Below are 26,334 nucleotides of genomic sequence, written 5' to 3'. Positions count from 1 at the left end.
TTTTCTTGAAGAAAGCCGGAATAAACCCTCCCGCACATTTGGCACGGAACTTGCATTGTTAAAAGCGGATTCGCACAAGGAAGGTGGTACAAAATGAAGCTGAGAGACCTAGTTGAAAAAGCCGCGGCAAAAAACGCAAAAACCATTGCAGTGGCCCACGCAGCAGATAAAGAAGTGATCCAGGCCGTCAAAATGGCGGCAGAACACTTGTCGGCACGATTTTTACTGACGGGTGACAGCAGAAAGCTGAAAGAGCTTCTCGCAAATGAGCCGAAGTTCAATGCTGAAATCATCCACGCCGATTCACCCGAAGAATCTGCGGCAAAAGCAGTGCGCGCAGTGCGTGAACAAGAGGCGGCCGTTTTAATGAAAGGGAATCTTCCGAGCTCAACTCTTCTGAAATCGGTTTTAAACCGCCATGAAGGGCTTCGTTCAAAAAAGGTGTTATCACATGTAGCCGTTTTTGAGGTGCCGGACTATGACCGGCTGATGTATGTGACTGATTCAGCGCTGAACATTGCCCCGTCTCTTGAAGAGCTCGGGCATATTCTGCAAAATGCGGTTCATGTCGCACATTCAGTAGGGAATCCTATGCCGAAAGCCGCAGTCCTTGCCGCTATTGAAACGATTAATCCGAAAATGGAGGCGACGCTGAACGCGGCTGCGATCGTCCAGATGTGCAATAGAGGACAGATTATCGGCTGCATTGCGGACGGACCGCTTGCTTTGGATAATGCCGTATCTCAAGCGGCTGCGCTGCAAAAAGGAATTTCCGGAAGCGTAGCGGGCCAGGCGGATATTCTCTTGGTTCCTTCAATCGAGGCCGGAAATATGCTTTATAAGTCAATGATTTATTTTGCGAAAGCAAATGTTGCTGCCGTCATCGCCGGTGCAAAAGCGCCGATCGCATTAACGAGCAGAGCGGATACCGCAGAAAATAAACTGTATTCAATTGCGCTTGCGTTTTGCGCATCACAAGAACAGTAGGAGGAACGAACCTATGGAAATTTTTAAATATATGGAGACTTATGATTACGAACAATTGGTATTCTGCCAAGATGAACAATCCGGATTAAAAGCGATCATCGCGATTCATGATACGACGCTCGGCCCCGCACTCGGCGGAACAAGAATGTGGACATATGACAGTGAAGAAGCGGCGATTGAAGATGCACTAAGACTCGCAAAAGGTATGACTTATAAAAATGCGGCTGCCGGTTTAAACTTAGGCGGCGGGAAAACCGTTATTATCGGAGACCCGCGCAAAGATAAAAATGAAGAAATGTTCCGCGCGTTCGGCCGGTACATCCAAGGCTTAAACGGAAGGTATATTACGGCGGAAGACGTCGGCACCACCGTTGAAGATATGGACATCATTCATGATGAAACAGACTATGTAACCGGAATTTCTCCGGCATTCGGTTCATCAGGAAATCCGTCCCCGGTTACGGCGTACGGCGTCTACAAAGGGATGAAAGCCGCAGCGAAAGCGGCGTTTGGCACTGATTCCCTGGAAGGTAAAACAATTGCCGTGCAAGGCGTGGGAAATGTGGCTTACAATCTATGCCGCCACCTTCACGAAGAAGGCGCTTCTTTAATCGTAACGGATATCAATAAAGAATCTGTTAAACGTGCCGTTGAGGACTTCGGCGCACGCGCAGTTGATCCCGGCGACATTTACTCACAGGCGTGCGATATTTATGCCCCATGTGCTCTCGGCGCCGTCATTAACGATGACACGATTAAACAGCTGAAGGCGAAAGTCATTGCGGGAGCGGCCAATAACCAGCTGAAAGAAACACGTCACGGCGATACCATTCATGAAATGGGAATCGTGTACGCTCCGGATTATGTCATCAATGCAGGCGGCGTCATCAATGTGGCCGATGAGCTTTACGGCTACAATGCTGAGCGGGCTTTGAAAAAGGTTGAAGGCATTTATGCAAACATTGAGAGGGTGCTCGATATTTCCGCGCGTGACGGCATTCCGACATACTTAGCGGCTGACCGTCTGGCTGAGGAACGAATTGAGCGCATGCGCCGTTCAAGAAGCCAGTTTCTGCAAAACGGCCAAAGTATATTAAGCAGACGATAGGAATTTGATCTGGAGGTATGAAAATGTTCGAAAAGGAAAAACGCATTCTCATTCTGAATCCAGGCTCAACATCAACGAAAATCGGTGTCTTTCACAATGAACGCTGTATCTTTGAAAAGACGCTGCGGCATCCCGAAGAAGAGCTGAAAACATTTAACAGCATCATCGACCAATACGAATTTCGAAAAATAAGCATTCTTGAGTCTTTACACGAACAGGGCATCAACATTTCAAAGTTCGATGCCGTTTGTGCCAGGGGCGGCCTGCTCAGACCGATTGAGGGCGGCACATATGAAGTGAATGACGCCATGATCACTGATTTGAAAAACGGCTACAACGGCCAGCATGCTTCTAATCTGGGCGGAATTATTGCCAGGGAAATAGCTGACGGATTAAATATCCCCGCGTATATCGTCGATCCGGTCGTGGTGGATGAGATGACTCCGCTCGCTAAAGTATCAGGAATGCCTGAAATCAAGCGGAAAAGCATTTTCCATGCTTTGAATCAAAAAGCTGTTGCCCGTCAGGCGGCGGCGTCCCTCGGCAAACGGTATGAACAGATGAAGATGATCGTCACTCATATGGGCGGCGGCACCACAGTCGGTGTCCATGATTGCGGACGGGTGACGGATGTCAACAACGGGCTTCACGGAGAAGGACCCTTCAGCCCGGAGCGCGCGGGAACCGTTCCTGCGGGTGATTTGGTGGAGATGTGTTTTTCCGGCAAGTATTCAAAAGCCGATATGATGAAAAAACTTGTCGGCACGGGCGGACTCTCCGGCTACCTGGGGACAACGGACGCGGTGAAGGTGGAAAAACGCATTCAGGCCGGAGATGAGCATGCGAGGCTCATTTATGACGCCATGGCTTATCAAGTAGCAAAAGAAATCGGGGCGGCAAGCGCCGTTTTAAAAGGAAAAGTAGACATTATCGTCCTGACGGGCGGATTGGCGTACGGGAAAAGTTTCGTATCCGCCATCAGATCGTACATAGATTGGATTTCGGATGTACTGGTGTACCCGGGAGAAAATGAACTGCAATCTCTCGCGCAAGGCGCGCTTCGGGTTTTAGCCGGTGAGGAGCAGTCAAAGCAATATCAGATCGGCGAAGGAGTGAAAACAAATGGCGACTGAGTATGATGTGGTCATTCTGGGCGGCGGCACGGGCGGTTATGTAGCCGCCATCAGAGCGGCCCAGCTCGGCTTAAAAACGGCCGTTGTAGAAAAAGAAAAGCTCGGCGGAACATGCCTGCATAAAGGATGTATCCCGAGTAAAGCGCTGTTAAGAAGCGCGGAAGTGTACCGAACCGCAAAGGAAGCGGCAGCATTCGGCATTGAAACGGAAGGTGTCTCCCTCCGCTTTGACAGCGTGCAAAAACGAAAGCAGGGAATCGTTGACCGGCTGGCTGGCGGTGTCGCCCACTTGATGAAAAAGGGGAAGATTGATGTATTCAACGGGTACGGACGTATGCTCGGCCCTTCCATCTTCTCACCTCTTCCCGGTACGGTTTCCGTTGAATACGCAAATGGTGAAGAAAACGACATGCTGATACCGAAACAATTGATTATCGCAACCGGTTCAAGGCCGAAAATGCTGCCGGGTTTAGAAGCAGACGGTACATATATTCTGACATCAGATGAAGCGTTAGAGCTTGAACGTCTGCCCCAATCCATGATGATCGTCGGCGGCGGTGTCATCGGAATTGAATGGGCATCCATGCTGAACGATTTCGGCGTCAATATCACTGTGATTGAATATGCGGATCGCATTTTGCCGACGGAAGACCGTGATATTTCAAGCGAGATGGAAAAACTGTTAACGAAAAAAGGAATTAAGATCGTGACGGGTGCGAAAGTGCTTCCGGATACATTGGAAAAAGCGGACGGCGTTTCAATTGCCGCTGAAAAGAATGGAAAAAAAGAAACGTATCAAGCGGAACAAATGCTTGTTTCCATCGGCCGCCAGCCGAACATTGAAGGGATCGGGCTTGAAAACACGGATATTGAAGCGGAAAACGGTTCTATCATCGTGAACGAAGCCGGGCAGACGAAGGAATCGCACATTTATGCGATCGGTGATGTTGTCGGCGGGCTGCAGCTTGCGCATGTGGCCTCCCGTGAGGGCATCATTGCCGTTGAGCATATGGCGGGTCTTAATCCGGCTCCGCTTGATGCCGCTCTTGTGCCGAAATGTATTTATTCAAATCCGGAAGCGGCGAGCGTCGGTCTGACAGAAGAGGAAGCTCTTCGAAAAGGGCATGAACTGAAAATCGGGAAGTTTCCGTTCATGGCGATCGGAAAGGCTCTTGTATACGGAGAAAGCGACGGCTTTGTCAAAATCGTCGCCGATCGGAATACAGATGATATTCTCGGTGTTCATATGATCGGCCCGCACGTCACCGATATGATCTCTGAAGCGGGGCTTGCCAAGGTGCTCGACGCGACGCCTTGGGAAATCGGCCAGTCCATACATCCGCATCCGTCGCTGTCAGAAGCGATTGGAGAAGCTGCGTTAGCCGCAGACGGAAACGCGATTCATTTTTAAAAGGAAAGAAGGAGGGGTTTGAATGACTACAAACCGCCATCAAGCATTAGGGCTCTCTGACGAAGAAGCCGTTGAAATGTATAGAACTATGCTGTTAGCCAGAAAAATCGACGAAAGAATGTGGCTCTTAAACCGCTCGGGCAAAATTCCGTTCGTTGTTTCATGTCAAGGACAGGAAGCGGCGCAAGTAGGCGCGGCCTATGCCTTAAACCGTGATACCGACTATGTGCTTCCGTACTACAGAGATATAGGGGTTGTGCTTGCATTCGGTATGACTGCAAAGGATTTGATGATGTCGGGTTTTGCGAAAGCAGCTGACCCGAACTCAGGCGGAAGGCAGATGCCGGGCCACTTCGGGCAAAAGGAAAACAGAATCGTAACGGGCTCATCCCCTGTTACGACGCAGGTTCCTCATGCAGTCGGAATCGCGCTTGCGGGACGCATGGATAAAAAGGATATCGTCTCTTTCGTTACCTTTGGAGAAGGATCTTCCAACCAGGGGGATTTTCACGAAGGGGCAAACTTTGCCGCCGTGTATAAACTGCCGGTCATTTTCATGTGTGAAAACAATAAGTATGCCATTTCTGTCCCGTATGACAGACAGGTGGCGTGCGAGAAAATATCCGACCGGGCGGCAGGCTACGGCATGCCGGGAGTCACAGTTGACGGAAACGACCTGCTGGAAGTTTACCGGGCCGTAAAAGAAGCGCGCGAACGGGCATCTAAAGGCGAAGGCCCTACATTAATAGAAACGGTTTCCTACCGTTTGACGCCGCATTCCAGTGATGACGACGACAGCAGCTACAGAGAACGCGAAGAAGTAGAAGAAGCGAAGAAACAAGATCCGCTTCTTTTATACAAAGCATACTTGCAAGAAGCCGGGCTTCTAGGTGAAGAAGAAGAAAAGACCATGCTGGATGACATCATGGCTATCGTAAACGAAGCGACAGACGAAGCGGAGAAAGCGCCATACGCATCTCCTGAATCAACGCTTGATCACGTTTATGCGAAGTAGGGAGGAATACTTATGTCTGTAATGTCTTATATTGACAGTATTAATGCAGCAATGAAAGAAGAAATGGAAAGAGATTCGCGCGTTTTTGTTCTCGGGGAAGACGTCGGGAGAAAAGGCGGCGTGTTTAAAGCAACGGCGGGTCTCTATGAACAGTTTGGAGAAGAGCGGGTGATGGATACGCCGCTTGCTGAATCAGCGATTGCCGGTGTCGGGATCGGCGCCGCGATGTACGGCATGCGCCCGATTGCCGAGATGCAGTTTGCCGATTTCATTCTGCCTGCGGTCAACCAAATCATTTCAGAAGCGGCAAAAATACGCTACCGTTCAAACAATGATTGGAGCTGTCCGATGGTCATCAGAGCGCCTTACGGCGGCGGCGTGCACGGCGCGTTGTATCATTCCCAATCTGTGGAGGCCATTTTTGCCAACCAGCCGGGCCTTAAAATTGTCATGCCTTCAACTCCTTATGACGCAAAAGGGCTGTTGAAAGCTGCAGTCCGTGACGAAGATCCGGTGCTGTTTTTCGAACATAAGAGGGCGTACCGCCTGATTAAAGGCGAAGTCCCTGCGGATGATTACGTCCTTCCGATCGGAAAGGCGGATGTAAAACGCGAAGGCAGCGACATTACTGTCATTACGTACGGATTATGCGTCCATTTTGCTTTGCAGGCTGCCGAGCGCCTTGAAAAAGACGGAATTTCCGCACACGTATTAGATTTGCGTACGGTTTATCCGTTAGATAAAGAAGCCATCATTGAAGCCGCGTCTAAAACGGGAAAAGTATTGCTGATCACAGAAGATACGAAAGAAGGCGGTATTATGAGCGAGGTCGCCGCCATTATTTCTGAAAACTGCTTATTTGATTTAGACGCGCCGATCAAGCGGCTTGCAGGTCCTGACGTTCCGGCAATGCCTTATGCGCCGACAATGGAAAAATACTTCATGATGAATCCTGACAAAGCAGAAGCCGCGATGAGAGAATTAGCGGAGTTTTAAAGACGTAAGGAGGTTTTTGACATGGCGATTGAACAAATGGCTATGCCTCAGCTCGGAGAGAGCGTGACGGAAGGGACGATCAGCAAGTGGCTGGTATCCCCCGGTGATCAAGTGAATAAATATGACCCCATTGCGGAGGTCATGACGGATAAAGTGAATGCGGAGGTGCCGTCTTCTTTTACCGGTACGATTACAGAACTTGTAGGAGAAGAAGGCCAGACTCTTACAGTCGGCGAGATCATCTGCAAAATTGAAACGGAAGAAACGGAAACCGAAGAGGCGCCGAAGCGGGAAGAAGAGCAGAATACCCCTTCAGACACCGATGCAAACCGTCAAGGTAAAGATCAGTCAAATAAAGCGCGTTATTCACCGGCCGTGCTCAGATTAGCAGGAGAACACGGCATTCAGCTTGAAGAAGTTGAAGGAACGGGTGCAGGCGGAAGAATTACGCGAAAAGACATTCAAAAGATCATTGATTCGGGAATGCAGCAGAAGTCGGAAGCACCGGCGCCGGCTGCCGTTCAAACAACGCAACAAGCGCCGAAACAACAGCAAAAACAAGCGCCGGTGCCAGCTCTGTCAGCCGGTGATATTGAGATTCCGGTTACAGGCGTCAGAAAAGCCATCGCCGCCAATATGCATAAAAGCAAAACAGAAATTCCGCACGCCTGGACGATGATGGAAGTCGACGTCACGAACATGACGGCGTACAGAAACAGCATAAAAGACTCATTTAAACAGAAAGAAGGCTTCAATTTAACATTTTTCGCTTTCTTTGTAAAAGCGGCGGCGCAGGCTCTCAAAGAGTTCCCGCAGATGAACAGCATGTGGGCGGGAGACAAAATCGTCCAAAAGAAAGACATCAACATCTCTATTGCCGTTGCCACGGAAGATTCGCTGTTTGTTCCGGTTATTAAGCATGCTGATGAAAAAACGATTAAAGGCATAGCCAGAGAAATAACGGACCTTGCGAAAAAAGTGAGAAACGGAAAACTTACCGCGGAAGATATGCAGGGCGGCACATTTACCGTCAATAACACGGGATCTTTCGGCTCAGTTCAATCTATGGGCATTATCAACCATCCGCAGGCGGCGATTCTTCAGGTAGAATCTATCGTCAAACGTCCGGTTGTCATGAATAACGGGATGATTGCCGTTCGTGATATGGTTAATCTTTGCCTGTCTTTAGATCACAGAGTGCTCGACGGGCTCGTGTGCGGCCGATTCCTCGGACGCGTCAAAGAAATCTTAGAAAACATTGACGAAAATACTTCAGTCTATTAAAAAAACTCCTTTTGCCCGGGCGGCAAAAGGAGTTTTTTTACTTTCATTGTGAATCCTCGGGAACAAGCATAGTGAGATGATGTTTTTTCACTTCGATCGTACAAGGCGTTGTTCCGTATACCTCGCCATCTGTATCCGCGTCCATTTCACGTCCGGTTTCGATTTCAATCCTGGAGGCCTGAATATAGGACAGCTCCCCTTTGAAATCATCAAATGAACCCTGCTCCATCGTCATCAGCTCCCGCAACGCGGCAAGGCTTGTGTTGCGGCAGATTAACACATCGGCTAAGCCGTCCCGGAGGCTGGCATCAGGCAGGGGAACTCGGTTTGTCCCGATATAATGCCCGTTCATGACAAGCACCATTACGGCTTCGTCTTCTTTCACCTCGCCGTCAATCGTCAATTTGACAGGGAACGGGTTCGCGCTTGTCATCGTTCGCAAGGCGCTCGTGAAGTAGCTGATTTTACCGAGCCATGCTTTTTCAGTTTCATTGATATGGCTTGATGCTTCGGTGATCAATCCGATGCCCCAAAAGTTCAGAAAATAGCCGTCATCCGTTTTACAGACGTCAATCATTCGTTTATGTCCGGACGCGAGCGCTTCAGCGGCCTTTTGAAGGTTTTGCGGGATGCCGAGCGCCCGTGAGAAATCGTTGCACGTTCCTCCCGGCAAAATGCCGACAGCGGGCCTGTGATCAAGTTTGCTGATGCTGTTGATGCATTGATGCACAGTGCCGTCTCCGCCTAAAATATATAAATAGTCAACTGAACTGTCGAGATTTTCACAATACTGACGGGCATCATCCTGATGTTTGGTCGGTTTAATCAAAAGTTCGTCAGCTGACTGGGCCAAAATGGGGACGACCGTGCCGAGCGTTTTATCAATCTGTTTTTGACCGGCGTTTCCGTTATAAATTAATACTGCTTTCCGTTGGCTCATACGACTGCTCCTTTATTTCAGACAATCTCTTTAACAAGTTTCCCGTTTTTAAAAGGTCATAAACTTACATCGGGTACATAAAAGGGACAAAAACAATTGGATATGAGCGGTGTCATTTGCCGATAGGGAGGTTCCTTGCTATCATAAGAAGAGATGATCAAAAAGGAGAGGTCCCAGTTGAATATGGATTTTAATTTATTTATGAATGATGTCGTGCGTCAAGCCCGCCAGGAAATCACGGCCGCCGGGTATACAGAGCTGAAAACCGCTGAGGAAGTGGACGAAGCGCTTTCGAAAAAAGGAACCACACTCGTTATGGTTAACTCTGTGTGCGGATGCGCAGGCGGTATTGCACGGCCTGCCGCGTACCATTCCGTACATTACGATAAACGCCCGGATCAGCTTGTGACGGTATTTGCCGGACAGGATAAAGAAGCGACAGCCAAAGCGAGAGAATACTTTGAAGGCTATCCGCCGTCCTCTCCGTCATTTGCCATTTTAAAAGACGGGAAAATCATGAAAATGGTGGAACGCCATGAAATTGAAGGCCATGAGCCGATGGCCGTCGTCACAAAACTGCAGGAAGCATTTGAAGAATATTGTGAAGAAGTATAAGTGAAAGAAAAACCCCGGAGCCAAGCGCTTGGGGGTTTTTTTTATATGGCATATGTATAAATATAAATATATATACATCGGCGTTCAGCTGTCACTAACCTGAAAAACAATGACTATAATAAACACAGAAAGGAAAATATATTTTTCAAAAATAGTATTGCATCACAATTAAAAAGTGTTTAAAATACAAGTTAACGAATAAATATTCAAATTTAAGAGATCAGTAGATATGGGGGAAATGAATCATGAAGAAATGGCTGTTGGTATTAGCTGCCGCATGTATCACCTTTGCGCTGTCCGCTTGCGGATCAGGCAATTCAGGCTCAGAGGGCGGAAAGAACAAGCTGATTATGGGTACATCGGCTGACTATAAACCATTTGAATATAAAGACGGCGATCAGATCACCGGGTTTGACGTTGATCTGGCAAAAGCTCTGGGCAAAAAGACCGGCTATGACGTTGAGGTGCAGGACATGGACTTCAACAGCCTGATTACAGCCTTGAAGTCCAAGCAGGTAGATATGATTTTATCTGGAATGACACCTACGCCGGAACGGAAAAAGCAAGTTGATTTTTCTGATATTTATTATACTGCTAACAATATGATCGTTACGAAAAAGGGAAGCAGCATGAAATCCTTGAATGATCTGAAAGGCAAAACCGTCGGTGTTCAGCTCGGCTCCATTCAAGAGGAAAAAGGCAAGAAGCTCGCTTCGAAATACGGTTTTCAGCTCGAAGACCGCAACCGGATCTCAGACTTAACCGAAGAGATCAAATCCGGGCGTTTTGATGCCGCGATTATCGAAGACATCGTAGCACAAGGCTATTTCAGTTCAAATCAAGATCTGCAGGGCTTTGCGTCAGCAGATGCGAAATCAGAGGAATCGGGTTCCGCGATTGCGTTCCGCAAAGACAGTGATCTGACAGCGAAGTTCAACAAAGCGCTGAAAGAAATGGAGAAAAACGGAGAAATCGAAAAACTGAAGAAAAAATGGTTCACCAACGAGAAATAAAAGAAAGCTCAACTTTTCGTTGAGCTTTTTATCTTGAATAAAGACAAAGGAGATCACACGTATGAATTTGGATTTCTCAGCGACAATCCCCCAAATTCCTTTTATATTGGAAGGCCTTGCGGTCACATTGAAAATTGTGCTCGTTTCGGCGGTCATCGGTCTTGTATTAGGCATCGTGCTCAGCTTATTTAAAATCAGCACGATCAGTCCGCTGAAATGGATTGCGGATTTTTATACTTCGATATTCCGCGGCACGCCGCTCGTGCTGCAGCTGATGATCATCTATTTCGGTATGCCGCAGCTTCTGGGCTTTCAGATCGATCAATTTTGGGCGGCGGTCACTGCATTATCGCTCAATTCAGCCGCTTACGTCTCTGAAATTATCAGAGCGGGAATCAACGCAATTGACAAAGGACAAAAAGAGGCCGCCGTCGCTCTCGGCGTGCCGTACGGAAAAATGATGAAAGATCTGCTGCTGCCGCAGGCGTTTAAAAACATTTCTCCGGCTATTATTAACGAATTAATCACCTTAACGAAAGAATCGGCGATCGTCACAGTTATCGGTCTTGGCGACATTATGAGACGGGCCTACCAGTCCGGCGCCGCAACATACAACTATTTAGAACCTCTTATTGTGGCGGGCTTAATCTATTACGTGCTCGTTTTGATCTTAGCATTCATCGGAAAAGGCGTAGAAAGGAAGCTGAAAGCCAATGATTAAGGTCGACAACCTGTCAAAATCATTCGGGAAACATGAAGTACTGAAAAACATTTCAACACAGATCGAAGAAGGGGAAGTCGTCGCTGTCATCGGCCCTTCCGGTTCCGGCAAATCAACGTTTCTGCGCTGCTTAAATCTGCTGGAAACCCCGAGCGGCGGAACGATTGCCATTAAAGAAAATGAAATTACCGCAGCTAAAACGAATAAACTGAAAGTGCGGGAAAATATCGGCATGGTATTTCAGCATTTTCATTTGTTTCCTCATAAAACGGTGCTTGAAAATATCACATACGCGCCAGTCAGCGTGAAGAAAGAGTCTAAAAAGGAGGCGGAGGAAAAGGCGTGCGCCCTCCTTGAAAAAGTCGGACTGCTTGACAAACAGAACGACTATCCGAACCGTTTGTCAGGCGGACAGAAGCAGCGGGTCGCCATCGCGCGTGCGCTTGCCATGAATCCTGACATCATGCTGTTTGATGAACCGACCTCGGCTCTTGACCCGGAAATGGTCAAAGAAGTTCTTGAGGTGATGAAAGAGCTCGCGCAGACGGGCATGACGATGGTGATCGTAACGCACGAAATGGGATTTGCCAAAGAAGTCGCAGACCGCGTATTATTCATGGATGAAGGGACGATCGTGGAAGACGGGCAGCCGGAAGAATTTTTTCTTTCTCCGAAGTCAAAAAGAGCACAGGACTTTTTAGAAAAAATATTATAAAATATAACTGTAAGAAAAGAAGAAGAATGCTCTTCTTCTTTTTTTTGAGAAAGAAACAAACAGAATGGAGCAAGCAATGTTTAAAATCGGTTACCGCACACTAAAGACCGCACTTGGAACGGCGCTGGCCATTTATTTAGCCCAGCTGTTGCATCTGCAAAACTTCGCATCCGCAGGAATCATCACCATATTGTGCATCCAGATTACGCAAAAGCGGTCGCTTCAGGCCTCGTGGGCCCGATTTGCCGCCTGTTTATTGGCGATCGTCTTCTCATATGTCTTTTTCGGGCTGATCGGCTATTATCCGTTTGCGATCGGAATATTGCTGGTGCTCTTCATTCCGACTACAGTCGTTTTAAAAATAAACGAAGGGATCGTCACCAGCTCAGTAATCATTCTTCATTTATATATGTCCGGCGGCATTACGATGGCGTTTATCTGGAATGAGTTCCAGCTGATCACCGTAGGTATCGGCGTCGCGCTGTTAATGAATCTGTATATGCCGAGCCTCGACAGAAAACTCGCGGCGTACCGGAAAAAAATCGAGGACAACTTTTCCGTCATCTTCGCCGAAATCGAACGGTATTTGTTAACTGGTGAGCAAGATTGGTCGGGGAAGGAAATACCGGAGACGCATCAGATGATTCAAGAGGCGAAAAACCTCGCCTATCGGGACGTTCAGAATCATATTTTGCGCCATGAAAATCTTTACTATCATTATTTTAAGATGAGACAGAAACAATTTGAAATCATTGAACGGCTGCTGCCGAAGATTACCTCTATTTCAATAACGGTGGAGCAGGGCAAAATAATCGCCCATTTCATCCATGAATTAAGGGAAGCCATTCATCCCGGCAATACCGCTCATAAATTTTTAAAAAGACTTGCAGAAATGAGAACGGAATTTGAAGAAATGCCGCTCCCGGCAACGCGCGAGGAGTTTGAAGCGCGGGCGGCTTTGTTCCACCTCCTCGGTGAGATGGAACAATATCTCGTGATTAAAAGTTATTTCAAAGGCATCAAGCTGTAAAAAACATATGGATCAATCGCATGAGTCCTCCTTTCATTGGTCATTCTAATGAAAAAAGGAGGGGAGCCCATGCGATTTTTTTTATTGTCAGCCGCCCTGCTGCTGTCTCCGCTTTGGCCGCTTGGCGCGAACCCTTTGCCGGGTGACCCTTATATTATCGTCAATAAAGCCACAAATGCGCTTGCTGTTGTGAAGGATAACCGAATAGAAGGCATTTATCAGGTGGCGACGGGAAAAACGGATGATTTGACGCCTGAAGGAGAATTTACGGTAACGGTCAAAGCCGTCAATCCGTATTACCGGAAGAAAAATGTAGAGGGAGGCGCGCCGGAAAACCCGCTCGGCGTCCGCTGGATCGGTTTTGACGCGAAAGGTACCGACGGCAGGATATACGGCATTCACGGAACAAACAGAGAAGAGCTGATCGGGGGGTTTGTATCAAACGGCTGTATCCGTATGAAAAACCGGGATGTCATCCGTATTTTCCGGATTATTCCTCCCGGAACGAAAGTATTGATTACAAAAGAAAACCGCTCATTCGAGGACATTGCAATAGAGCGGAAAGCCCTCATAAAAAAGCAGGAAACCCCCTTGCAATGAGGCGCCTGCTTTTTTACCGCAAATACATCATAATGCCTGAGAGGAGGGTTGAAAGTATAAATACGCCCAAAATGACGATGACGGCGCTTTTCATAAATTTTTGAGACATTGTTTCACTCCTTAAGATTACTGTCTATCATTTTAACGTGTTTTGCTTGTATGAACAAGCCATATCCTATGGCGGAAAGCAGGTGGCCGCGCTATGAAAAAACTTGATCATGTCGGCATTGCCGTCAGCTCTATTGAAGCCGCGAGAGGATTTTACGAACGGATGCTCGGGCTTACGTATATGGGAGACGAGCTGGTAAGCGGCCAAAATGTGAGAGTTGCTTTTTTAGAAGCGGGAGGCACAAAGCTTGAGCTGATTGAGCCGCTGTCGGACGCGTCTCCCGTCAGCTCTTTTTTACAGAAAAGAGGCGAAGGGCTGCATCATTTGGCATTCCGCTGCGCCGATATGAAGGAAACGATCAAGGAGCTTGAAGCATGCCGCATGACTTTGATCCATCATGAACCGCAAAACGGAGCGGGCGGGAAGAAGATCGCATTTCTCTCTCCAAAAGAGGCGAACGGGGTCCTGATTGAGCTTTGTGAAACAATTGAAAAAGGAGAAACTCAAGATGAGCATGAGTGATCATATCAGACACTTAAATGAAAGACGTTCCTTTTTAACAAACGGCGGCGGAGCGGAAAAAAATGAAAAACAGCACAAAAAAGGCAAGCTGACGGCAAGAGAAAGAATTGACTATTTATTGGACGAAGACAGTTTTTCAGAGCTGCAGCCGTTTGCCAAAAGCCGCATGCCCGGATGCCAGAATGCTCCGGGAGACGGCGTTGTTACCGGATACGGCACAATTGACGGACGGCCCGTGTATTTGTTTGCCCATGACTTTACCGTACTCGGCGGGACGCTCGGCGAGACACATGCGGAAAAAATCGCGGCGGTAATGGATCTGGCGGCGAAAAATAAAACTCCGATCATCGGGCTGAACGACTCAGGTGGTGCGAGAATTCAAGAGGGTGTGGTATCATTAAATGGATACGGTCATATCTTTAGGCGCAACGTCCTTTACTCGGGAGTGATTCCGCAAATCTCTGTCATCCTTGGGCCGTGTGCCGGCGGTGCTGTTTATTCACCCGCATTGACGGATTTTGTGATTATGGCGGAGCATACGTCGCACATGTTTATTACAGGCCCGAAAGTCATTGAACAGGTGACGGGTGAACAGATTGACGCGGAAAGTTTAGGCGGTGCGGGAATACATAATGTGATAAGCGGAAATGCCCACTATTCCGCACGAACGGAAAAAGAGGCTCTTTCCGCTGTGAAAACCCTGCTTTCTTATCTCCCGCACGGCGGACAGACGGCATTGCCCGTTAAAAAGGAAGACGCCAGACCGTTATTAAACACCCTCGTTCCCGCGGACAGTTCGAAACCTTACGATATGTTACAGGTAATAAAAGAGCTGGCGGATGACGGAACGTTTTTTGACATTCAGCCGTATTTTGCCAAAAACATTGCTGTCGGTTTTCTGAAACTCGGACGGCGTACAGTCGGTGTTGTCGCAAACCAGCCGAAACACTTGGCGGGGAGCCTCACGATTGATGCCGCTGACAAAGCGTCGAGATTCATCCGTTTTTGCGACGCGTTTCATATTCCGCTATTGACGATCGCTGATGTTCCTGGATTTCTTCCGGGCTTTCAGCAGGAACATGCGGGAATCATCCGTCACGGAGCAAAATTGCTGTATGCTTTTGCCGAAGCGGCGGTGCCGAAAGTGACGCTCATCATCAGAAAAGCTTACGGAGGCGCCTATGTCGCCATGAATTCGAAAGGGCTCGGGGCAGATCTTGTATTCGCCTGGCCCAATGCGGAAATCGCCGTGATGGGAGCGGAAGGCGCGGCGTCGATTTTATACAGCAGAGACATACAGGCTTCTGACGACCCGGAGAAAACGAAGCGCGAAAAAAAAGCCATATACGAAAAGGAAAACGCCGGTCCGTATAAAGCAGCGGCCTGCGGAATGGTGGATGATATCATCCGGCCGGAAGACTCGAGGAAAAAATTGATTCAGGCATTTGACATGCTTGCGCATAAGGAAGAGGAAAGACCGAAAAAAAAGCACGGTAATATACCGCTTTAAACGGAGGGAACTGAAAATGGTAAACGAAAAACGTCTGCTTGAAGAATTTCTTGAACTCGTTCAAATTGATTCAGAGACAAAACATGAAGCGGAAATCAGCAAGGTGCTCAAACAAAAATTCACTGATTTAGGATTGAGCGTAAAAGAAGATGATACAAAAGAAGTGACGGGGCATGGAGCCGGCAACTTAATCTGTACGTTAAAGGGCACAAAAGATGCGGATACGATTTATTTCACATCGCACATGGACACGGTTGTCCCGGGCAAAGGCGTTAAGCCGATTGTGGAAGACGGCTATGTAAAATCCGACGGCACGACGATTCTCGGCGCTGATGATAAGACGGGACTTGCCGCAATGTTTGAAGCCATTAAAGTGCTGAAAGAACAAAACATCGAGCACGGCACCATTGAATTCATTATCACGGCCGGAGAAGAATCGGGATTAGTCGGGGCAAAAGCAATGGATCGTTCAGACATTACCGCGAAATACGGTTTTGCGCTTGATTCAGACGGAAAAGTCGGCAACATTATTGTAGCCGCGCCAACACAAGCGAAAGTGAGAGCAACCATTTTCGGGAAAACGGCTCATGCGGGGGTAGAACCGGAAAAAGGCATCTCCGCGATTACAATCGCGTCAAAAGCTATCTCTAAAATGCCGCTCGGCCGTATTGATAAAGAAACAACGGCTAATATCGGACGTTTCGAAGGCGGCACGCAAACCAATATCGTCTGCGACCAGGTTGATATTCTGGCTGAAGCGCGTTCATTAGTGCCTGAAAAAATGGAAGCGCAAGTGCAGAAAATGAAAGAAGCTTTCGAATCTGCTGCAGCTGAGATGGGAGGCCGCGCGGAAGTGGACATCGCGGTCATGTATCCGGGTTTCAAATATCAGGACGGCGATCAGGTTGTGGAAGTCGCGAAAAAAGCGGCGGCAAAAATCGGCCGGCCGAGCGAACTTCAGACAAGCGGCGGAGGAAGTGACGCAAACGTCATTGCCGGCCACGGCATTCCGACAGTCAACCTGTCAGTTGGTTATGAACAAATCCATACGAAAAATGAAAAAATGCCGATTGAAGAGCTCGTCAAAACGGCGGAAATGGTCGTTGCCATTATCGAAACAGCGGCCAATTAAAAACGAAGCACCCAGTTGATTGGGTGCTTTTTTCATTCTTCATGATAATTGGCTTAAAGCCTTGCAGATACAAGAAAAAACCCTGCCGGATAGGTTCCGGCAGGGTTTCAGTATTATGATTTGGCGGGCTCCGCCTGAGCCGCAGCTTGTTTCTTTTTATGATGCGTCTGCTGTAAAAGTACATTCTGCACTGTCAAAAACAGTCCGCTTGTAAACCAGTAAAGCGGCAGCGCAGCCGGTACGTTAAGTGAAAAAACGGTCATCATGACAGGGAAAATAAAGACCATGATTTTTGCTGACTGCATTGCGGCCGGATTTTGAGCAGCCGGTGAATATTTCTCGTTTAATTTTTGGGAAATATAAGCCTGTAAGAAATACATGGCCCCCGCGCACAGTGATACAAGAATATCAGAATGCCCTAAGCTGAACCACAGAAATGAGTGTGAAGCGATTTCCGGCGTTGAGCGGATGGCGTAATAAAAACCGATCAAAATCGGGAATTGCACCAGCATCGGAAGACATCCCATTGCCATCGGATTCAGATTGTGCTCACGGTAAAGCTTCATCATTTCCATTTGCAGTTCTTTTTGTTTCTCCGCATCTTTCGTTTGTTTCATTTTAGCCTGAATGCTGTCGACCTGCGGTTTGATCACAGCCATTTTTTCCTGGAACACCCGCTGTTTCTTAAATTGGTTCACAAACAAAGGCAATACAACGATCCGGACGATAATCGTCACCAGAATAATCGACAATCCGTACTCACCGTGGAACAGGCCCGCCACACCTTTTAAAAGTGCCGAAAACGGCTCGATCAGGTAATCGTGGAAAAAACCGATATTCCCGAGGCCTCCCGTCTGAGTCTGAGATGTCGCCGCAAAAGCCGAGCGGCCTGTGCACAGTACGATAAAAAACAATCCGAATGCGATCCATTTTTGATATGTTTTAGACAATTATGTCTCCTCCTTTTTATCTTCACTTGCCGTTATAAAAGGAGGAATCTGACATCTTCATCATCATTCGCCGGTGAATTCATGCGGATGACTTTACGTATCCAAGTTGTAATGCGATGATATATAATAATAAGAAAGTCTGTTCGGTTCAGCTGAACGACTGCTTGATGTTCATCTATTCGTTTCGTTCTCCAATGCTCGCCTGCGCGGCGCTCACGCAAAAGAAAAGCGATGCCGATCGCGGTCAGAGCGGGAAGAATAATTGTGAAAAAATCGACTAAAAATAAAAAGTCATTCATTGACTCAAGAATCATTTTATCACATCCATTCAGCTCTTATTTTACTACATATATATAAGGTTGTCTATGAAAGGAAAGGAGGCGCCGGGAGTGGCCGGAAAAGGGAGAATTATATTTCATATCGATATGAACAGTTTTTATGCCTCCGTAGAAATGGCGTATGATCCGTCTTTAAGAGGAAAACCTATCGCCGTTGCCGGAAACGTGAAGGAACGGAAAGGAATCATCGTCACCTGCAGCTATGAAGCGAGAGCGCGGGGCGTAAAGACCACCATGCCGGTGTGGCGGGCAAAACGCCTCTGTCCGGAACTCATCGTCGTGCCTCCGAATTTTGACCGCTATCGGAGTTCGTCAAAAGAAATGTTCAGCATTCTGAGGGAGTATACGGATTTAGTCGAGCCTGTTTCTATTGATGAAGGATACATGGATATTACGGACACACCGCACAGCCACAGGGCGTATGAGACAGCCGAAGACATTCAGGCGAGACTCCAAAAAGAGCTTTTGCTTCCGTCAAGCATCGGCATCGCCCCGAATAAATTTCTCGCTAAAATGGCTTCTGACATGAAAAAACCGCTCGGCATCACCATTTTAAGAAAAAGAGAGCTGCCTGAAGTCTTATGGCCTCTTCCGATTGAAGAGATGCACGGTATAGGAACGAAAACTGCGGAAAAAATAAAAACGCTCGGCATCAAAACGATCGGTGATTTGGCAAAGGGAGATGAACATGCGCTGAAAACGCTTCTCGGCATAAACGGCCCGAGGCTGAAGGATAAAGCGAACGGCATCCATCCTGCAGAAGTCAATCCCGAGCGGATATATGAATTTAAAAGCGTCGGCAACTCATCCACCCTGTCGCATGATTCGGCTGACTGGGATGAATTAACGGGCGTGTTTGACCGGCTCGCGCTGTCTGTGAGCGAACGGCTCCAGCGTAAGGAGGTCATGGCCTGCCGGCTGTTCATCATGATTCGGTATGCGGATTGGAAAACGGTCACAAGAAGCATGACCCTCAGCAATCCGGCTGATCAGAAAAAAGACATCATGGAAGCGGCGATGGAACTGTTTGACAAGCACTGGAACCAAAATCCGGTAAGGCTTCTCGGCATCACCGGAACGGAACTGGTTGAAAAACAGCAGGCGTATAAACAGCTTGATCTGTTTTCATTCAAGGAGGACGCAAAGGATGAGCCGATTTTTCAGATGATGAACGAGCTGAATGAAAAGTACGGCCAAAACCTGATCAGAAAAGGCGCTGTTATAAAAAAAGAAGAAAGCAAAACAAGGGGAACGAGCTTTAACAGAGACTTTTTTCAGGATGAAAAGAAAAGGTGAATAACTTGAAAAAAGGGGTTATGTATGATAATTTCTTTAGTATAAATATCATTTTATTTTAATTTAAATTTTAAAATGGTTAAACGTTTGAAGAAGGGACGTTAGAATATGTCAAAACAACAAATCGGAGTTATCGGTCTTGCGGTAATGGGTAAAAATCTGGCTCTTAACATCGAAAGCCGGGGATTTTCTGTGTCTGTATACAACAGATCAAGCAGCAAAACGGAAGAGTTTTTAGAAGAGGCAAAAGGCAAAAATGTTGTCGGTACATACAGCATTGAGGAGTTTGTCCAGTCTCTTGAAACACCCCGTAAAATTTTATTAATGGTTAAAGCGGGAACTGCAACGGATGCGACGATTCAATCTCTTCTTCCTCATCTGGAAAAAGACGATATTTTGATTGACGGCGGAAATACATACTATAAAGATACACAGCGCCGGAACAAAGAGCTTGCCGAAAGCGGCATTCACTTTATCGGAACGGGTGTATCAGGCGGTGAAGAGGGAGCGCTGAAAGGGCCTTCTATTATGCCGGGCGGCCAAAAGGAAGCGCACGAACTCGTGAAACCGATTCTAGAAGCCATTTCTGCTAAAGTGGACGGAGAAGCTTGTACGACATACATCGGCCCGGACGGAGCGGGGCACTATGTAAAAATGGTGCACAACGGTATCGAATACGGTGACATGCAGCTGATCTCTGAGTCATATTTCATTTTGAAACAGGTGCTCGGATTGTCTGCCGAAGAGCTTCACGAAGTATTCGCTGAGTGGAACAAAGGAGAGCTTGACAGCTATCTGATCGAAATCACGGCTGACATTTTCACTAAAAAAGATGAAGAAACGGGCAAACCGCTTGTTGACGTGATCCTTGATAAAGCAGGCCAAAAAGGAACGGGTAAATGGACAAGCCAAAGCGCTCTTGACTTAGGCGTGCCGCTTCCGATTATCACTGAATCTGTTTTTGCGCGTTTCATTTCCGCAATGAAAGAAGAGCGTGTGAAAGCAAGCAGCCTTCTGTCCGGACCAGACGTTAAGCCGGTCACTGAAAATAAAGAAGAGCTGATTGAAGCGGTCAGAAAAGCGCTCTTCATGAGTAAAATCTGTTCTTACGCACAAGGCTTCGCCCAAATGAAAGCCGCGTCTGAAGAGTATAACTGGGATCTGAAATACGGTGAAATCGCGATGATCTTCCGCGGCGGCTGTATCATCCGCGCGGCGTTCCTGCAAAAGATCAAAGACGCATATGACCGTGAACCGGAGCTTGACAACCTGCTGTTAGACAGCTACTTCAAAAACATTGCAGAAAGCTACCAAGGCGCCCTTCGCCAAGTGATTTCACTTGCCGTAGCTCAAGGCGTGCCGGTACCTTCGTTCTCAAGCGCACTTGCGTATTACGACAGCTACCGTACGGCAGTGCTTCCTGCAAACTTGATTCAAGCGCAGCGTGATTACTTCGGCGCGCATACGTATGAACGCACAGATAAAGAAGGCATTTTCCATACTGAATGGATGAAGTAATGAAGAAGCCCCCGCAGTTATTGCGGGGGCTTTTCTAATATTAAAAACCGCGGGCCGTCATGAACGGCGCCGCGGTTTTTGATGTTTTCTTATATATTCCACCAGTGGAGACCGTCTTTTTCAAGAAGATCGTCCGAAGCTTTCGGTCCCATTGACCCGGCTTCATAATTCGGAGAAAGGGTTTTGTCGGCTGCCCACGTTTCGGAAATCGCATCGACGAAATTCCATGAAAGCGCCACTTCGTCCCAATGGGCAAAGTTTGTCGCATCACCGAGCAGACAGTCATGGATTAATTTTTCATAGGCTTCCGGTGTGTTCATTTCGTCACTGCAGTTGCTGCAGTAATCCAGCTTAATCGGCTGAGCATGAGCGGCTCCGCCTAATTTTTTAGCATTCAGATATAGTGTAATGCCTTCATCCGGCTGAATATGGATGACAAGCAGGTTCGGATTTACATTCGTTTCATTGCCGTAATAAAGGTTCATCGGAATGTCTTTAAATTGAACGACGATTTTCGTTGATTTTTCTTTCATCCGTTTCCCTGTGCGGATATAAAACGGAACGCCGGCCCAGCGGAAGTTATCGATTAACAGCTTACCGGACACGAATGTTTCCGTATTGGAATCCGGTGCTACATTTTGTTCATCTGTATAGCTCGGTACAGCGTTTCCGTCAATCGTTCCCGCTTGGTATTGTCCGCGGACGAAGTAGTCGCTCACTTCGTTTGGGGCGACAGGGCGGAGAGCCCTCAGCACCTTCACTTTTTCGCTGCGGATTTCTTCCGTGTTCAGTTTAATCGGCGGTTCCATCGCCAAGAGAGCGACCATTTGTAAAATATGGTTTTGAACCATATCACGGAGTGCGCCTGATTTCTCATAATATCTTGCACGATCCTCAACGCCGAGATCCTCACTTGACGTAATCTGGATGTTTGAGATGTAGCGGTTATTCCACAGCGGCTCAAACAGCGCATTCGCAAACCGAATGACTTCGATATTTTGAACCATTTGTTTGCCTAAGTAATGGTCGATCCGGTAAATTTGATCTTCCGTGAAAGCTTCGCGTATTTCTTTGTTAAGCTCTTTCGCACTCGGCAGGTCATGGCCGAACGGTTTTTCAATGACGAGACGGGACCAGCCATTTGTCGCTGTGACACCTTCGTTTTTAAGTGATTTTGCGATCGTGCCGAAAAACTCAGGAGCCATCGCCAAGTAAAACATTCTGTTGTTCGGGATTTCATATGTATGTTCAAGCTGATCAAGCAGGACATTCAGCTCCTGATAGGAACCCGGATTCGTTACATCAAACGGATGGTAATAAAAATGAGATGTGAAATCGTCTATGTCTTTTTGCCCGGCAGAAGAAACAGACGTTTTAACGGTTTCCCGGAGGTCCTCGTTTGACCAAGGTCTTCTTCCAACACCTACAACTGCAAACTCTTCACCAATTTGACCATTTTTATATAAACGGTGAATGGATGGGTAAAGTTTTCGTTTTGCCAAATCCCCTGTGGCACCAAATATTACAATTACTGCTTTTGGTTTGTCGTTTGTTTTCACTTAGAGTACCTCACTTTATCTGAAGCATGGTTTAAAACCCCGCATATTTCCTTCATTTTAAATCTAAAATTCGTTGAAAGCAAACATTTCAGCCTGTTTTTTGCGGTTTGCGGAAAAAAATTATTCAGGCCGGAGAAGGCCCGGGTGAATTCACATTTTCAGCCTGATCCTGTATCCTTAGTAGTACAAAGATCTAGGAGGAAGCATTGTGGAATTATTATTTTTAGGGACGGGGGCCGGCATGCCGGCAAAGACGAGAAACGTAACGTCCGTCGCGCTGAAGCTTCTTGAAGAAAGGCGTTCCGTATGGCTGTTTGATTGCGGAGAAGCCACTCAGCATCAGATATTACATACAACAATCAAACCGAGGAAAATTGAGAAGATTTTCATCACCCACCTTCACGGCGACCATGTTTACGGGCTTCCGGGTCTGTTGGGGAGCCGTTCATTTCAGGGCGGTGAAGAAGAGCTGACGATTTACGGGCCAAAAGGCATTAAAGCCTTTATCGAAACAAGCCTGAACGTGACGGCGACTCATCTGACGTATCCTCTTACCGTACATGAAATCGAAGAGGGGACGGTTTTTGAAGATGAGCAATTCATTGTTACCGCAGCATCCGTCATTCACGGCGTGGAAGCGTTCGGCTACCGGGTTCAGGAAAAGGATATTCCCGGCGCATTGCAGGCCGGCAGATTGAAAGAAATGAATATCCCGCCCGGACCCGTCTATCAGAAAATCAAAAAAGGCGAAACGGTCACACTTGACGATGGCAGAATCATTAACGGGAGGGATTTTCTGGAACCCCCGAAAAAAGGGAGAATCGTCGCTTTTTCCGGGGATACGAGGGTATCAGAGCGGGTAACGGAGCTGGCGCGCAATGCGGATGTGCTTGTTCATGAAGCGACGTTTGCCAAGGAAGATGCAAAGCTCGCACATAATTATTATCACGCGACGACAGAACAGGCTGCGCAAACGGCAAAAAAAGCAGGCGCCAAACGGCTGATCTTAACTCATATCAGCGCAAGGTATCAGGGTGAATCGCCGATAGAGCGCCTCGAACATGAGGCGAAAGCGGTATTTGAAAACAGTAAGATCGCATTTGACTTCATGGAGGTCACTGTGGAGCGGTCTTAAAAAATGGACGCTTGACATTTATTTCTGGTGAGATATAATAAAACGTAATAATTACGATTTAAAGAGGTGAAAATGATGCGTGTGAATGTTACATTGGCCTGTACAGAGACAGGGGACAGAAATTATATTACGACGAAGAACAAACGGACGAATCCGGACCGGTTAGAAATGAAAAAGTATTCACCCCGGTTGAAAAAGTATACGTTGCATCGTGAGACAAAATAGATCACGATAACAAAAGCCATTGTGCCGTTGCACAATGGCTTTTGTTTTATCAGTTTACCGCCTGATAGGCAGGAGCATTCATTTGCTGGCGCACCGCGCACCAAACATCATAAATGGCAAGGTGGACGATGTGCGGTTCATCGTGGTGAATGGCATGAGAACTGTTTTTGGCCTGAATCCATCCGCTTTGATAAGAGACATCAAGCATGCTTCTGTGCAGTTTCACCCATTGTTCATGAGCGTGCTTTAAACGCTCATCCCGCTCTCCCGATGATAAAATCAACAGCGGCATATCGCCGAAATGAATCTGCTGATGCTTGATCTGACGAAGGCTCGTCAAAAATTCCGCGTGTGATCCTTCCAATATGAATTGTTTCAAATAGGCGGCTTTCATTTCTTCGGGAAGAAGCGGAAGCACTTTCGTCTCCTGATCCTCAGAAACCGGATCAAGCATCACCATCCCGAGAATATCCCGGCGGTTCCGGCTCGCCCAAAGTCTGCTGATAATCGCGCCGTATGAATGCGAGACGACAAGATAAGGAGGCTTGACGCCGGCCTTCAGAAGAAGAGCGTTTAATTCCTGTACCATGTGGTCCGCCGTTCTCTTGTTTCGGCTTTGTCCGCTTTTGCCGATTCCGGCTCTGTCATATGTGAAAACCCCAAATTCTTCATCTATGTCAGCGAGTAATGATGTCCATGTTTCAGAAGAAGTGCCGTAACCGGCTTCAAAGACGATCGTCACTTCGCCGGCGCCTTTACGGTGTTTCGTATAAAACGGACACCCGTCAATCAGATATGTCCTTTCCATCCATGCTGCTTTCATTGGAGTCATCCCCTCTAATTGGTTCTATAGGGAAGACGGAGAAGCTTCGGCAATCGTTTCTCAAAAAATAAAAAAAGAGACAGCCGGATCGAAAAACTCCGGCTGTCACTTCATCACCATGCTCTGTCGTATTGAACCGGTGACGGTATTTCAGTATTCAGCTGCTTCGCTGCACTCCTTGCAAAGTGCGGATCGCGCAGAAGTTCTCTCGCGACAAAAATAAGGTCAGCGCGGTTGTTTTGCAGAATTTCTTCCGCCATTGTTCCCGTCGTTATCAAACCGACGGCGCCTGTTGCGATTTCGGCCTGTTCACGGATTTTCTCTGCGAAGCTCACTTGGTAGCCTGGGAAGACATTAATATCAGCTTGAACGAGTGCGCCTGAGCTGCAATCAATGAGGTCGACTCCCTGTTCTTTCATCCACTTCGCAAAACCGATATGATCCGCAATGTCCAGCCCTTTGTCTGTATAATCCGATGCAGAAATACGGACAAATAACGGGCCGTCCCAGACTTCCTTGACGGCTTCAATGGTCTCGCCTAAGAAGCGGTAGCGATTTTCATGTGAGCCTCCGTATTCGTCTGTACGGTGATTGGACAGAGGGGACAAAAATTCGTGCATTAAGTAGCCGTGTGCCGCATGAAGTTCAATAATATCAAAGCCGGCTTCTTTCGCGCGCGCCGCTGCCTGTTTGAATTCCTGAATGGTTTCTTTAATTTGTTCTGTCGTCATTTCAGCCGGTGTTTTGGACTGCTCATCGAACGGAATGGCTGACGGAGCGTAAATGTCTCCCTCAAGCTCAGCTTTACGTCCGGCGTGCGCAAGCTGAATGCCGATTTTAGATCCTTGCGCTTTCACTTGTTCCGTCAGTTTGGCAAAACCTTCGATATGATCATCGCTCCAAATGCCCAAATCCTGATCGGAAATGCGCCCTTGAGGATTAACGGCTGTCGCTTCCACGATAATCAGGCCGACCTGTCCGATTGCACGCGATATGTAGTGCGCCATATGAAAAGGCTGCAGTTTTCCGTCCTTCTCATGTGAGGAATACATGCACATCGGTGCCATAACAATACGGTTTTTGATCGTTACATCTTTAACGGTCCATGGTGTGAATAATTTTCTGGCCATTTATTTCGCCTCCCGGAATGTTTTTAGACATTGATTATAACAACTCATGATCATTCAGTCATATAAACTGCTCACAACTGAACACATCGTTCTTATTGTTCTGGACGGGCATTTTTTTATACACATCTGTGCCGTATCTTCATAACAGGCATTTACAGCCGAACATATAGCAAATATAGATGAGAAACGCACCGATGACTGCGTGGCCCCACCTTTGAACCAGTTTGTCAGGATGAAAATACTGCTGATGAAGATCACTGCGCCGAAGGCACCGAATATTCCGTTTTTTTGAGCGGCTCTGAAATCGTCGGCACTCATATTTTTCAGCTGCAAGTGAATATTCAGTAACGTCATGATCGGCAGCAATGTAATAACGCCTGATAAAAATAAGTATTTCGATTTGCTTAAATACGCGGCGGCCACCATAACGGTGCCGCCGATAAAAAATTGAATGAGAAAACTCATGCTGAAACGCTCACCTTCTGTTTGTTATCAAGTATAATGATGGAGACATTGCCA

27 protein-coding genes and 1 pseudogene are annotated in these 26,334 nt (G+C 47.4%); 20 read left to right on the top strand and 8 right to left on the bottom strand.

Features of this window, described 5'->3' with window-relative positions; all coding sequences use genetic code 11:
* Nucleotides 1-93 precede the first annotated feature (93 nt).
* The 7 genes from yqiS to G9F50_RS06050 are packed head-to-tail and all read left to right on the top strand — an operon-like array spanning nucleotide 94 to nucleotide 7,934.
* Nucleotides 94-987: a phosphate butyryltransferase gene (gene yqiS / locus G9F50_RS06080; RefSeq protein ID WP_060562596.1), complete on the top strand. Its 894-nt coding sequence runs from the start codon at nucleotides 94-96 to the stop codon at nucleotides 985-987.
* A 13-nt stretch (nucleotides 988-1,000) separates the two neighbouring features.
* Nucleotides 1,001-2,095, top strand: coding sequence for a branched-chain amino acid dehydrogenase (gene bcd, locus G9F50_RS06075; protein ID WP_003153209.1), 1,095 nt, complete (start codon nucleotides 1,001-1,003; stop codon nucleotides 2,093-2,095).
* Between the two features lie 17 nt (nucleotides 2,096-2,112).
* Nucleotides 2,113-3,228 carry a butyrate kinase gene (buk, locus tag G9F50_RS06070; RefSeq protein WP_094032254.1) on the top strand — a complete coding sequence of 372 codons (1,116 nt, stop codon included), beginning with the start codon at nucleotides 2,113-2,115 and terminating at the stop codon, nucleotides 3,226-3,228.
* On the top strand, nucleotides 3,218-4,639 hold the full coding sequence (gene lpdA, locus G9F50_RS06065; RefSeq protein WP_060562595.1) for a dihydrolipoyl dehydrogenase: 1,422 nt from the start codon (nucleotides 3,218-3,220) through the stop codon (nucleotides 4,637-4,639). The genes buk and lpdA overlap by 11 nt, the downstream gene beginning before the upstream one ends.
* Before the next feature lie 22 nt (nucleotides 4,640-4,661).
* A complete protein-coding gene (locus tag G9F50_RS06060) occupies nucleotides 4,662-5,654 on the top strand; it encodes a thiamine pyrophosphate-dependent dehydrogenase E1 component subunit alpha (protein ID WP_007408383.1) in 993 nt (330 codons plus the stop codon).
* Nucleotides 5,655-5,666: 12 nt separating this feature from the next.
* Nucleotides 5,667-6,650 carry a 3-methyl-2-oxobutanoate dehydrogenase subunit beta gene (gene bfmBAB, locus G9F50_RS06055; RefSeq protein ID WP_060562594.1) on the top strand — a complete coding sequence of 328 codons (984 nt, stop codon included), beginning with the start codon at nucleotides 5,667-5,669 and terminating at the stop codon, nucleotides 6,648-6,650.
* Between the two features lie 21 nt (nucleotides 6,651-6,671).
* Nucleotides 6,672-7,934, top strand: a complete 1,263-nt coding sequence (locus G9F50_RS06050; RefSeq protein ID WP_060562593.1) for a dihydrolipoamide acetyltransferase family protein — start codon at nucleotides 6,672-6,674, stop codon at nucleotides 7,932-7,934.
* Between the two features lie 43 nt (nucleotides 7,935-7,977).
* Here the strand turns inward: G9F50_RS06050 and G9F50_RS06045 are convergent, their stop codons facing one another.
* Nucleotides 7,978-8,874, bottom strand: a complete 897-nt coding sequence (locus G9F50_RS06045; RefSeq protein ID WP_060562592.1) for a YegS/Rv2252/BmrU family lipid kinase — start codon at nucleotides 8,872-8,874, stop codon at nucleotides 7,978-7,980.
* A gap of 177 nt (nucleotides 8,875-9,051) precedes the next feature.
* Here G9F50_RS06045 and brxB point away from each other — a divergent pair, with 177 nt between their 5' ends.
* The 6 genes from brxB to G9F50_RS06015 all read left to right on the top strand — a co-directional run bounded on the left by brxB (nucleotide 9,052) and on the right by G9F50_RS06015 (nucleotide 13,568).
* A complete protein-coding gene (brxB, locus tag G9F50_RS06040; RefSeq protein WP_003153223.1) occupies nucleotides 9,052-9,489 on the top strand; it encodes a bacilliredoxin BrxB in 438 nt (145 codons plus the stop codon).
* A gap of 245 nt (nucleotides 9,490-9,734) precedes the next feature.
* Complete coding sequence (gene artP, locus G9F50_RS06035) at nucleotides 9,735-10,502, top strand: arginine ABC transporter substrate-binding protein ArtP (RefSeq protein ID WP_060562591.1); 768 nt, start codon at nucleotides 9,735-9,737, stop codon at nucleotides 10,500-10,502.
* Between the two features lie 61 nt (nucleotides 10,503-10,563).
* Entirely contained in the window at nucleotides 10,564-11,223 is a 660-nt protein-coding gene (artQ, locus tag G9F50_RS06030) for an arginine ABC transporter permease ArtQ (RefSeq protein ID WP_003153227.1), read from the top strand.
* Complete coding sequence (artM, locus tag G9F50_RS06025; protein WP_059368145.1) at nucleotides 11,216-11,938, top strand: arginine ABC transporter ATP-binding protein ArtM; 723 nt, start codon at nucleotides 11,216-11,218, stop codon at nucleotides 11,936-11,938. Before artQ ends, artM begins: the two co-directional genes overlap by 8 nt.
* 76 nt (nucleotides 11,939-12,014) lie before the next feature.
* Nucleotides 12,015-12,968 carry an aromatic acid exporter family protein gene (locus G9F50_RS06020; protein ID WP_007408388.1) on the top strand — a complete coding sequence of 318 codons (954 nt, stop codon included), beginning with the start codon at nucleotides 12,015-12,017 and terminating at the stop codon, nucleotides 12,966-12,968.
* 69 nt (nucleotides 12,969-13,037) lie between these two features.
* On the top strand, nucleotides 13,038-13,568 hold the full coding sequence (locus tag G9F50_RS06015; protein ID WP_003153233.1) for a L,D-transpeptidase: 531 nt from the start codon (nucleotides 13,038-13,040) through the stop codon (nucleotides 13,566-13,568).
* 13 nt (nucleotides 13,569-13,581) lie between these two features.
* Here the strand turns inward: G9F50_RS06015 and prli42 are convergent, their stop codons facing one another.
* The gene (prli42, locus tag G9F50_RS06010; RefSeq protein WP_007408390.1) at nucleotides 13,582-13,677 is read right to left on the bottom strand and encodes a stressosome-associated protein Prli42; all 96 of its coding nucleotides are present in this window, start codon (nucleotides 13,675-13,677) and stop codon (nucleotides 13,582-13,584) included.
* Between the two features lie 93 nt (nucleotides 13,678-13,770).
* On the opposite strand from prli42, the gene mce reads away from it, so the two are divergent.
* The 3 genes from mce to G9F50_RS05995 are packed head-to-tail and all read left to right on the top strand — an operon-like array spanning nucleotide 13,771 to nucleotide 16,841.
* Nucleotides 13,771-14,199: a methylmalonyl-CoA epimerase gene (mce, locus tag G9F50_RS06005; protein ID WP_015240172.1), complete on the top strand. Its 429-nt coding sequence runs from the start codon at nucleotides 13,771-13,773 to the stop codon at nucleotides 14,197-14,199.
* Nucleotides 14,186-15,709, top strand: a complete 1,524-nt coding sequence (locus tag G9F50_RS06000; protein ID WP_060562590.1) for an acyl-CoA carboxylase subunit beta — start codon at nucleotides 14,186-14,188, stop codon at nucleotides 15,707-15,709. Before mce ends, G9F50_RS06000 begins: the two co-directional genes overlap by 14 nt.
* A gap of 16 nt (nucleotides 15,710-15,725) precedes the next feature.
* A complete protein-coding gene (locus G9F50_RS05995; protein WP_003153237.1) occupies nucleotides 15,726-16,841 on the top strand; it encodes a tripeptidase T in 1,116 nt (371 codons plus the stop codon).
* Between the two features lie 113 nt (nucleotides 16,842-16,954).
* Here G9F50_RS05995 and G9F50_RS05990 read toward each other — a convergent pair whose 3' ends face one another.
* Both G9F50_RS05990 and G9F50_RS05985 read right to left on the bottom strand, forming a co-directional pair.
* Nucleotides 16,955-17,791, bottom strand: coding sequence for a membrane protein insertase YidC (locus G9F50_RS05990; protein WP_007408393.1), 837 nt, complete (start codon nucleotides 17,789-17,791; stop codon nucleotides 16,955-16,957).
* Between the two features lie 32 nt (nucleotides 17,792-17,823).
* Complete coding sequence (locus tag G9F50_RS05985) at nucleotides 17,824-18,105, bottom strand: hypothetical protein (protein ID WP_039254558.1); 282 nt, start codon at nucleotides 18,103-18,105, stop codon at nucleotides 17,824-17,826.
* Nucleotides 18,106-18,180: 75 nt separating this feature from the next.
* On the opposite strand from G9F50_RS05985, the gene G9F50_RS05980 reads away from it, so the two are divergent.
* Nucleotides 18,181-19,425, top strand: coding sequence for a DNA polymerase IV (locus G9F50_RS05980; protein WP_060562589.1), 1,245 nt, complete (start codon nucleotides 18,181-18,183; stop codon nucleotides 19,423-19,425).
* Between the two features lie 108 nt (nucleotides 19,426-19,533).
* Nucleotides 19,534-20,943 carry an NADP-dependent phosphogluconate dehydrogenase gene (gene gndA, locus G9F50_RS05975; RefSeq protein ID WP_007408395.1) on the top strand — a complete coding sequence of 470 codons (1,410 nt, stop codon included), beginning with the start codon at nucleotides 19,534-19,536 and terminating at the stop codon, nucleotides 20,941-20,943.
* Nucleotides 20,944-21,032: 89 nt separating this feature from the next.
* Here the strand turns inward: gndA and zwf are convergent, their stop codons facing one another.
* Nucleotides 21,033-22,502, bottom strand: a complete 1,470-nt coding sequence (zwf, locus tag G9F50_RS05970; protein ID WP_045208191.1) for a glucose-6-phosphate dehydrogenase — start codon at nucleotides 22,500-22,502, stop codon at nucleotides 21,033-21,035.
* A gap of 208 nt (nucleotides 22,503-22,710) precedes the next feature.
* On the opposite strand from zwf, the gene rnz reads away from it, so the two are divergent.
* A complete protein-coding gene (rnz, locus tag G9F50_RS05965) occupies nucleotides 22,711-23,637 on the top strand; it encodes a ribonuclease Z (RefSeq protein WP_015240167.1) in 927 nt (308 codons plus the stop codon).
* Between the two features lie 75 nt (nucleotides 23,638-23,712).
* Entirely contained in the window at nucleotides 23,713-23,862 is a 150-nt protein-coding gene (rpmG, locus tag G9F50_RS05960) for a 50S ribosomal protein L33 (RefSeq protein ID WP_003153246.1), read from the top strand.
* 49 nt (nucleotides 23,863-23,911) lie between these two features.
* On the opposite strand, the gene G9F50_RS05955 is transcribed toward rpmG, so the two are convergent.
* From G9F50_RS05955 to G9F50_RS05945, 3 genes and pseudogenes are all read right to left on the bottom strand, one after another.
* Nucleotides 23,912-24,685: an alpha/beta fold hydrolase gene (locus tag G9F50_RS05955; RefSeq protein WP_012117933.1), complete on the bottom strand. Its 774-nt coding sequence runs from the start codon at nucleotides 24,683-24,685 to the stop codon at nucleotides 23,912-23,914.
* A 113-nt stretch (nucleotides 24,686-24,798) separates the two neighbouring features.
* Nucleotides 24,799-25,815, bottom strand: coding sequence for an NADPH dehydrogenase NamA (namA, locus tag G9F50_RS05950; RefSeq protein WP_003153250.1), 1,017 nt, complete (start codon nucleotides 25,813-25,815; stop codon nucleotides 24,799-24,801).
* Nucleotides 25,816-25,954: 139 nt separating this feature from the next.
* Nucleotides 25,955-26,280 (bottom strand): annotated as a pseudogene (locus G9F50_RS05945) (GlpM family protein).
* Between the last annotated feature and the right edge of the window lie 54 nt (nucleotides 26,281-26,334).

The sequence above is a fragment of the Bacillus sp. EKM206B genome (genome assembly GCF_011066015.1).
GTDB classification, from domain to species: Bacteria; Bacillota; Bacilli; order Bacillales; family Bacillaceae; genus Bacillus; species Bacillus velezensis.
Note: the sequence above shows the minus strand (reverse complement) of the source record. Positions and strands in the feature narration are given on the sequence as shown.

Bases quoted from the DNA above. Each gene is read 5' to 3' on its own strand.
- G9F50_RS05955 (WP_012117933.1), bottom strand. From the start codon at position 24,685: ATGAAAGCAGCATGGATGGAAAGGACATATCTGATTGACGGGTGTCCG.
- artP (WP_060562591.1), top strand. From the start codon at position 9,735: ATGAAGAAATGGCTGTTGGTATTAGCTGCCGCATGTATCACCTTTGCG.
- mce (WP_015240172.1), top strand. From the start codon at position 13,771: ATGAAAAAACTTGATCATGTCGGCATTGCCGTCAGCTCTATTGAAGCC.
- artM (WP_059368145.1), top strand. From the start codon at position 11,216: ATGATTAAGGTCGACAACCTGTCAAAATCATTCGGGAAACATGAAGTA.
- G9F50_RS06020 (WP_007408388.1), top strand. From the start codon at position 12,015: ATGTTTAAAATCGGTTACCGCACACTAAAGACCGCACTTGGAACGGCG.
- lpdA (WP_060562595.1), top strand. From the start codon at position 3,218: ATGGCGACTGAGTATGATGTGGTCATTCTGGGCGGCGGCACGGGCGGT.
- G9F50_RS06050 (WP_060562593.1), top strand. From the start codon at position 6,672: ATGGCGATTGAACAAATGGCTATGCCTCAGCTCGGAGAGAGCGTGACG.
- rpmG (WP_003153246.1), top strand. From the start codon at position 23,713: ATGCGTGTGAATGTTACATTGGCCTGTACAGAGACAGGGGACAGAAAT.
- bfmBAB (WP_060562594.1), top strand. From the start codon at position 5,667: ATGTCTGTAATGTCTTATATTGACAGTATTAATGCAGCAATGAAAGAA.
- G9F50_RS06015 (WP_003153233.1), top strand. From the start codon at position 13,038: ATGCGATTTTTTTTATTGTCAGCCGCCCTGCTGCTGTCTCCGCTTTGG.
- G9F50_RS05985 (WP_039254558.1), bottom strand. From the start codon at position 18,105: ATGATTCTTGAGTCAATGAATGACTTTTTATTTTTAGTCGATTTTTTC.
- gndA (WP_007408395.1), top strand. From the start codon at position 19,534: ATGTCAAAACAACAAATCGGAGTTATCGGTCTTGCGGTAATGGGTAAA.
- G9F50_RS06060 (WP_007408383.1), top strand. From the start codon at position 4,662: ATGACTACAAACCGCCATCAAGCATTAGGGCTCTCTGACGAAGAAGCC.
- prli42 (WP_007408390.1), bottom strand. From the start codon at position 13,677: ATGTCTCAAAAATTTATGAAAAGCGCCGTCATCGTCATTTTGGGCGTA.
- buk (WP_094032254.1), top strand. From the start codon at position 2,113: ATGAAAATGTTCGAAAAGGAAAAACGCATTCTCATTCTGAATCCAGGC.
- bcd (WP_003153209.1), top strand. From the start codon at position 1,001: ATGGAAATTTTTAAATATATGGAGACTTATGATTACGAACAATTGGTA.
- G9F50_RS06045 (WP_060562592.1), bottom strand. From the start codon at position 8,874: ATGAGCCAACGGAAAGCAGTATTAATTTATAACGGAAACGCCGGTCAA.
- artQ (WP_003153227.1), top strand. From the start codon at position 10,564: ATGAATTTGGATTTCTCAGCGACAATCCCCCAAATTCCTTTTATATTG.
- G9F50_RS05995 (WP_003153237.1), top strand. From the start codon at position 15,726: ATGGTAAACGAAAAACGTCTGCTTGAAGAATTTCTTGAACTCGTTCAA.
- yqiS (WP_060562596.1), top strand. From the start codon at position 94: ATGAAGCTGAGAGACCTAGTTGAAAAAGCCGCGGCAAAAAACGCAAAA.
- G9F50_RS06000 (WP_060562590.1), top strand. From the start codon at position 14,186: ATGAGCATGAGTGATCATATCAGACACTTAAATGAAAGACGTTCCTTT.
- namA (WP_003153250.1), bottom strand. From the start codon at position 25,815: ATGGCCAGAAAATTATTCACACCATGGACCGTTAAAGATGTAACGATC.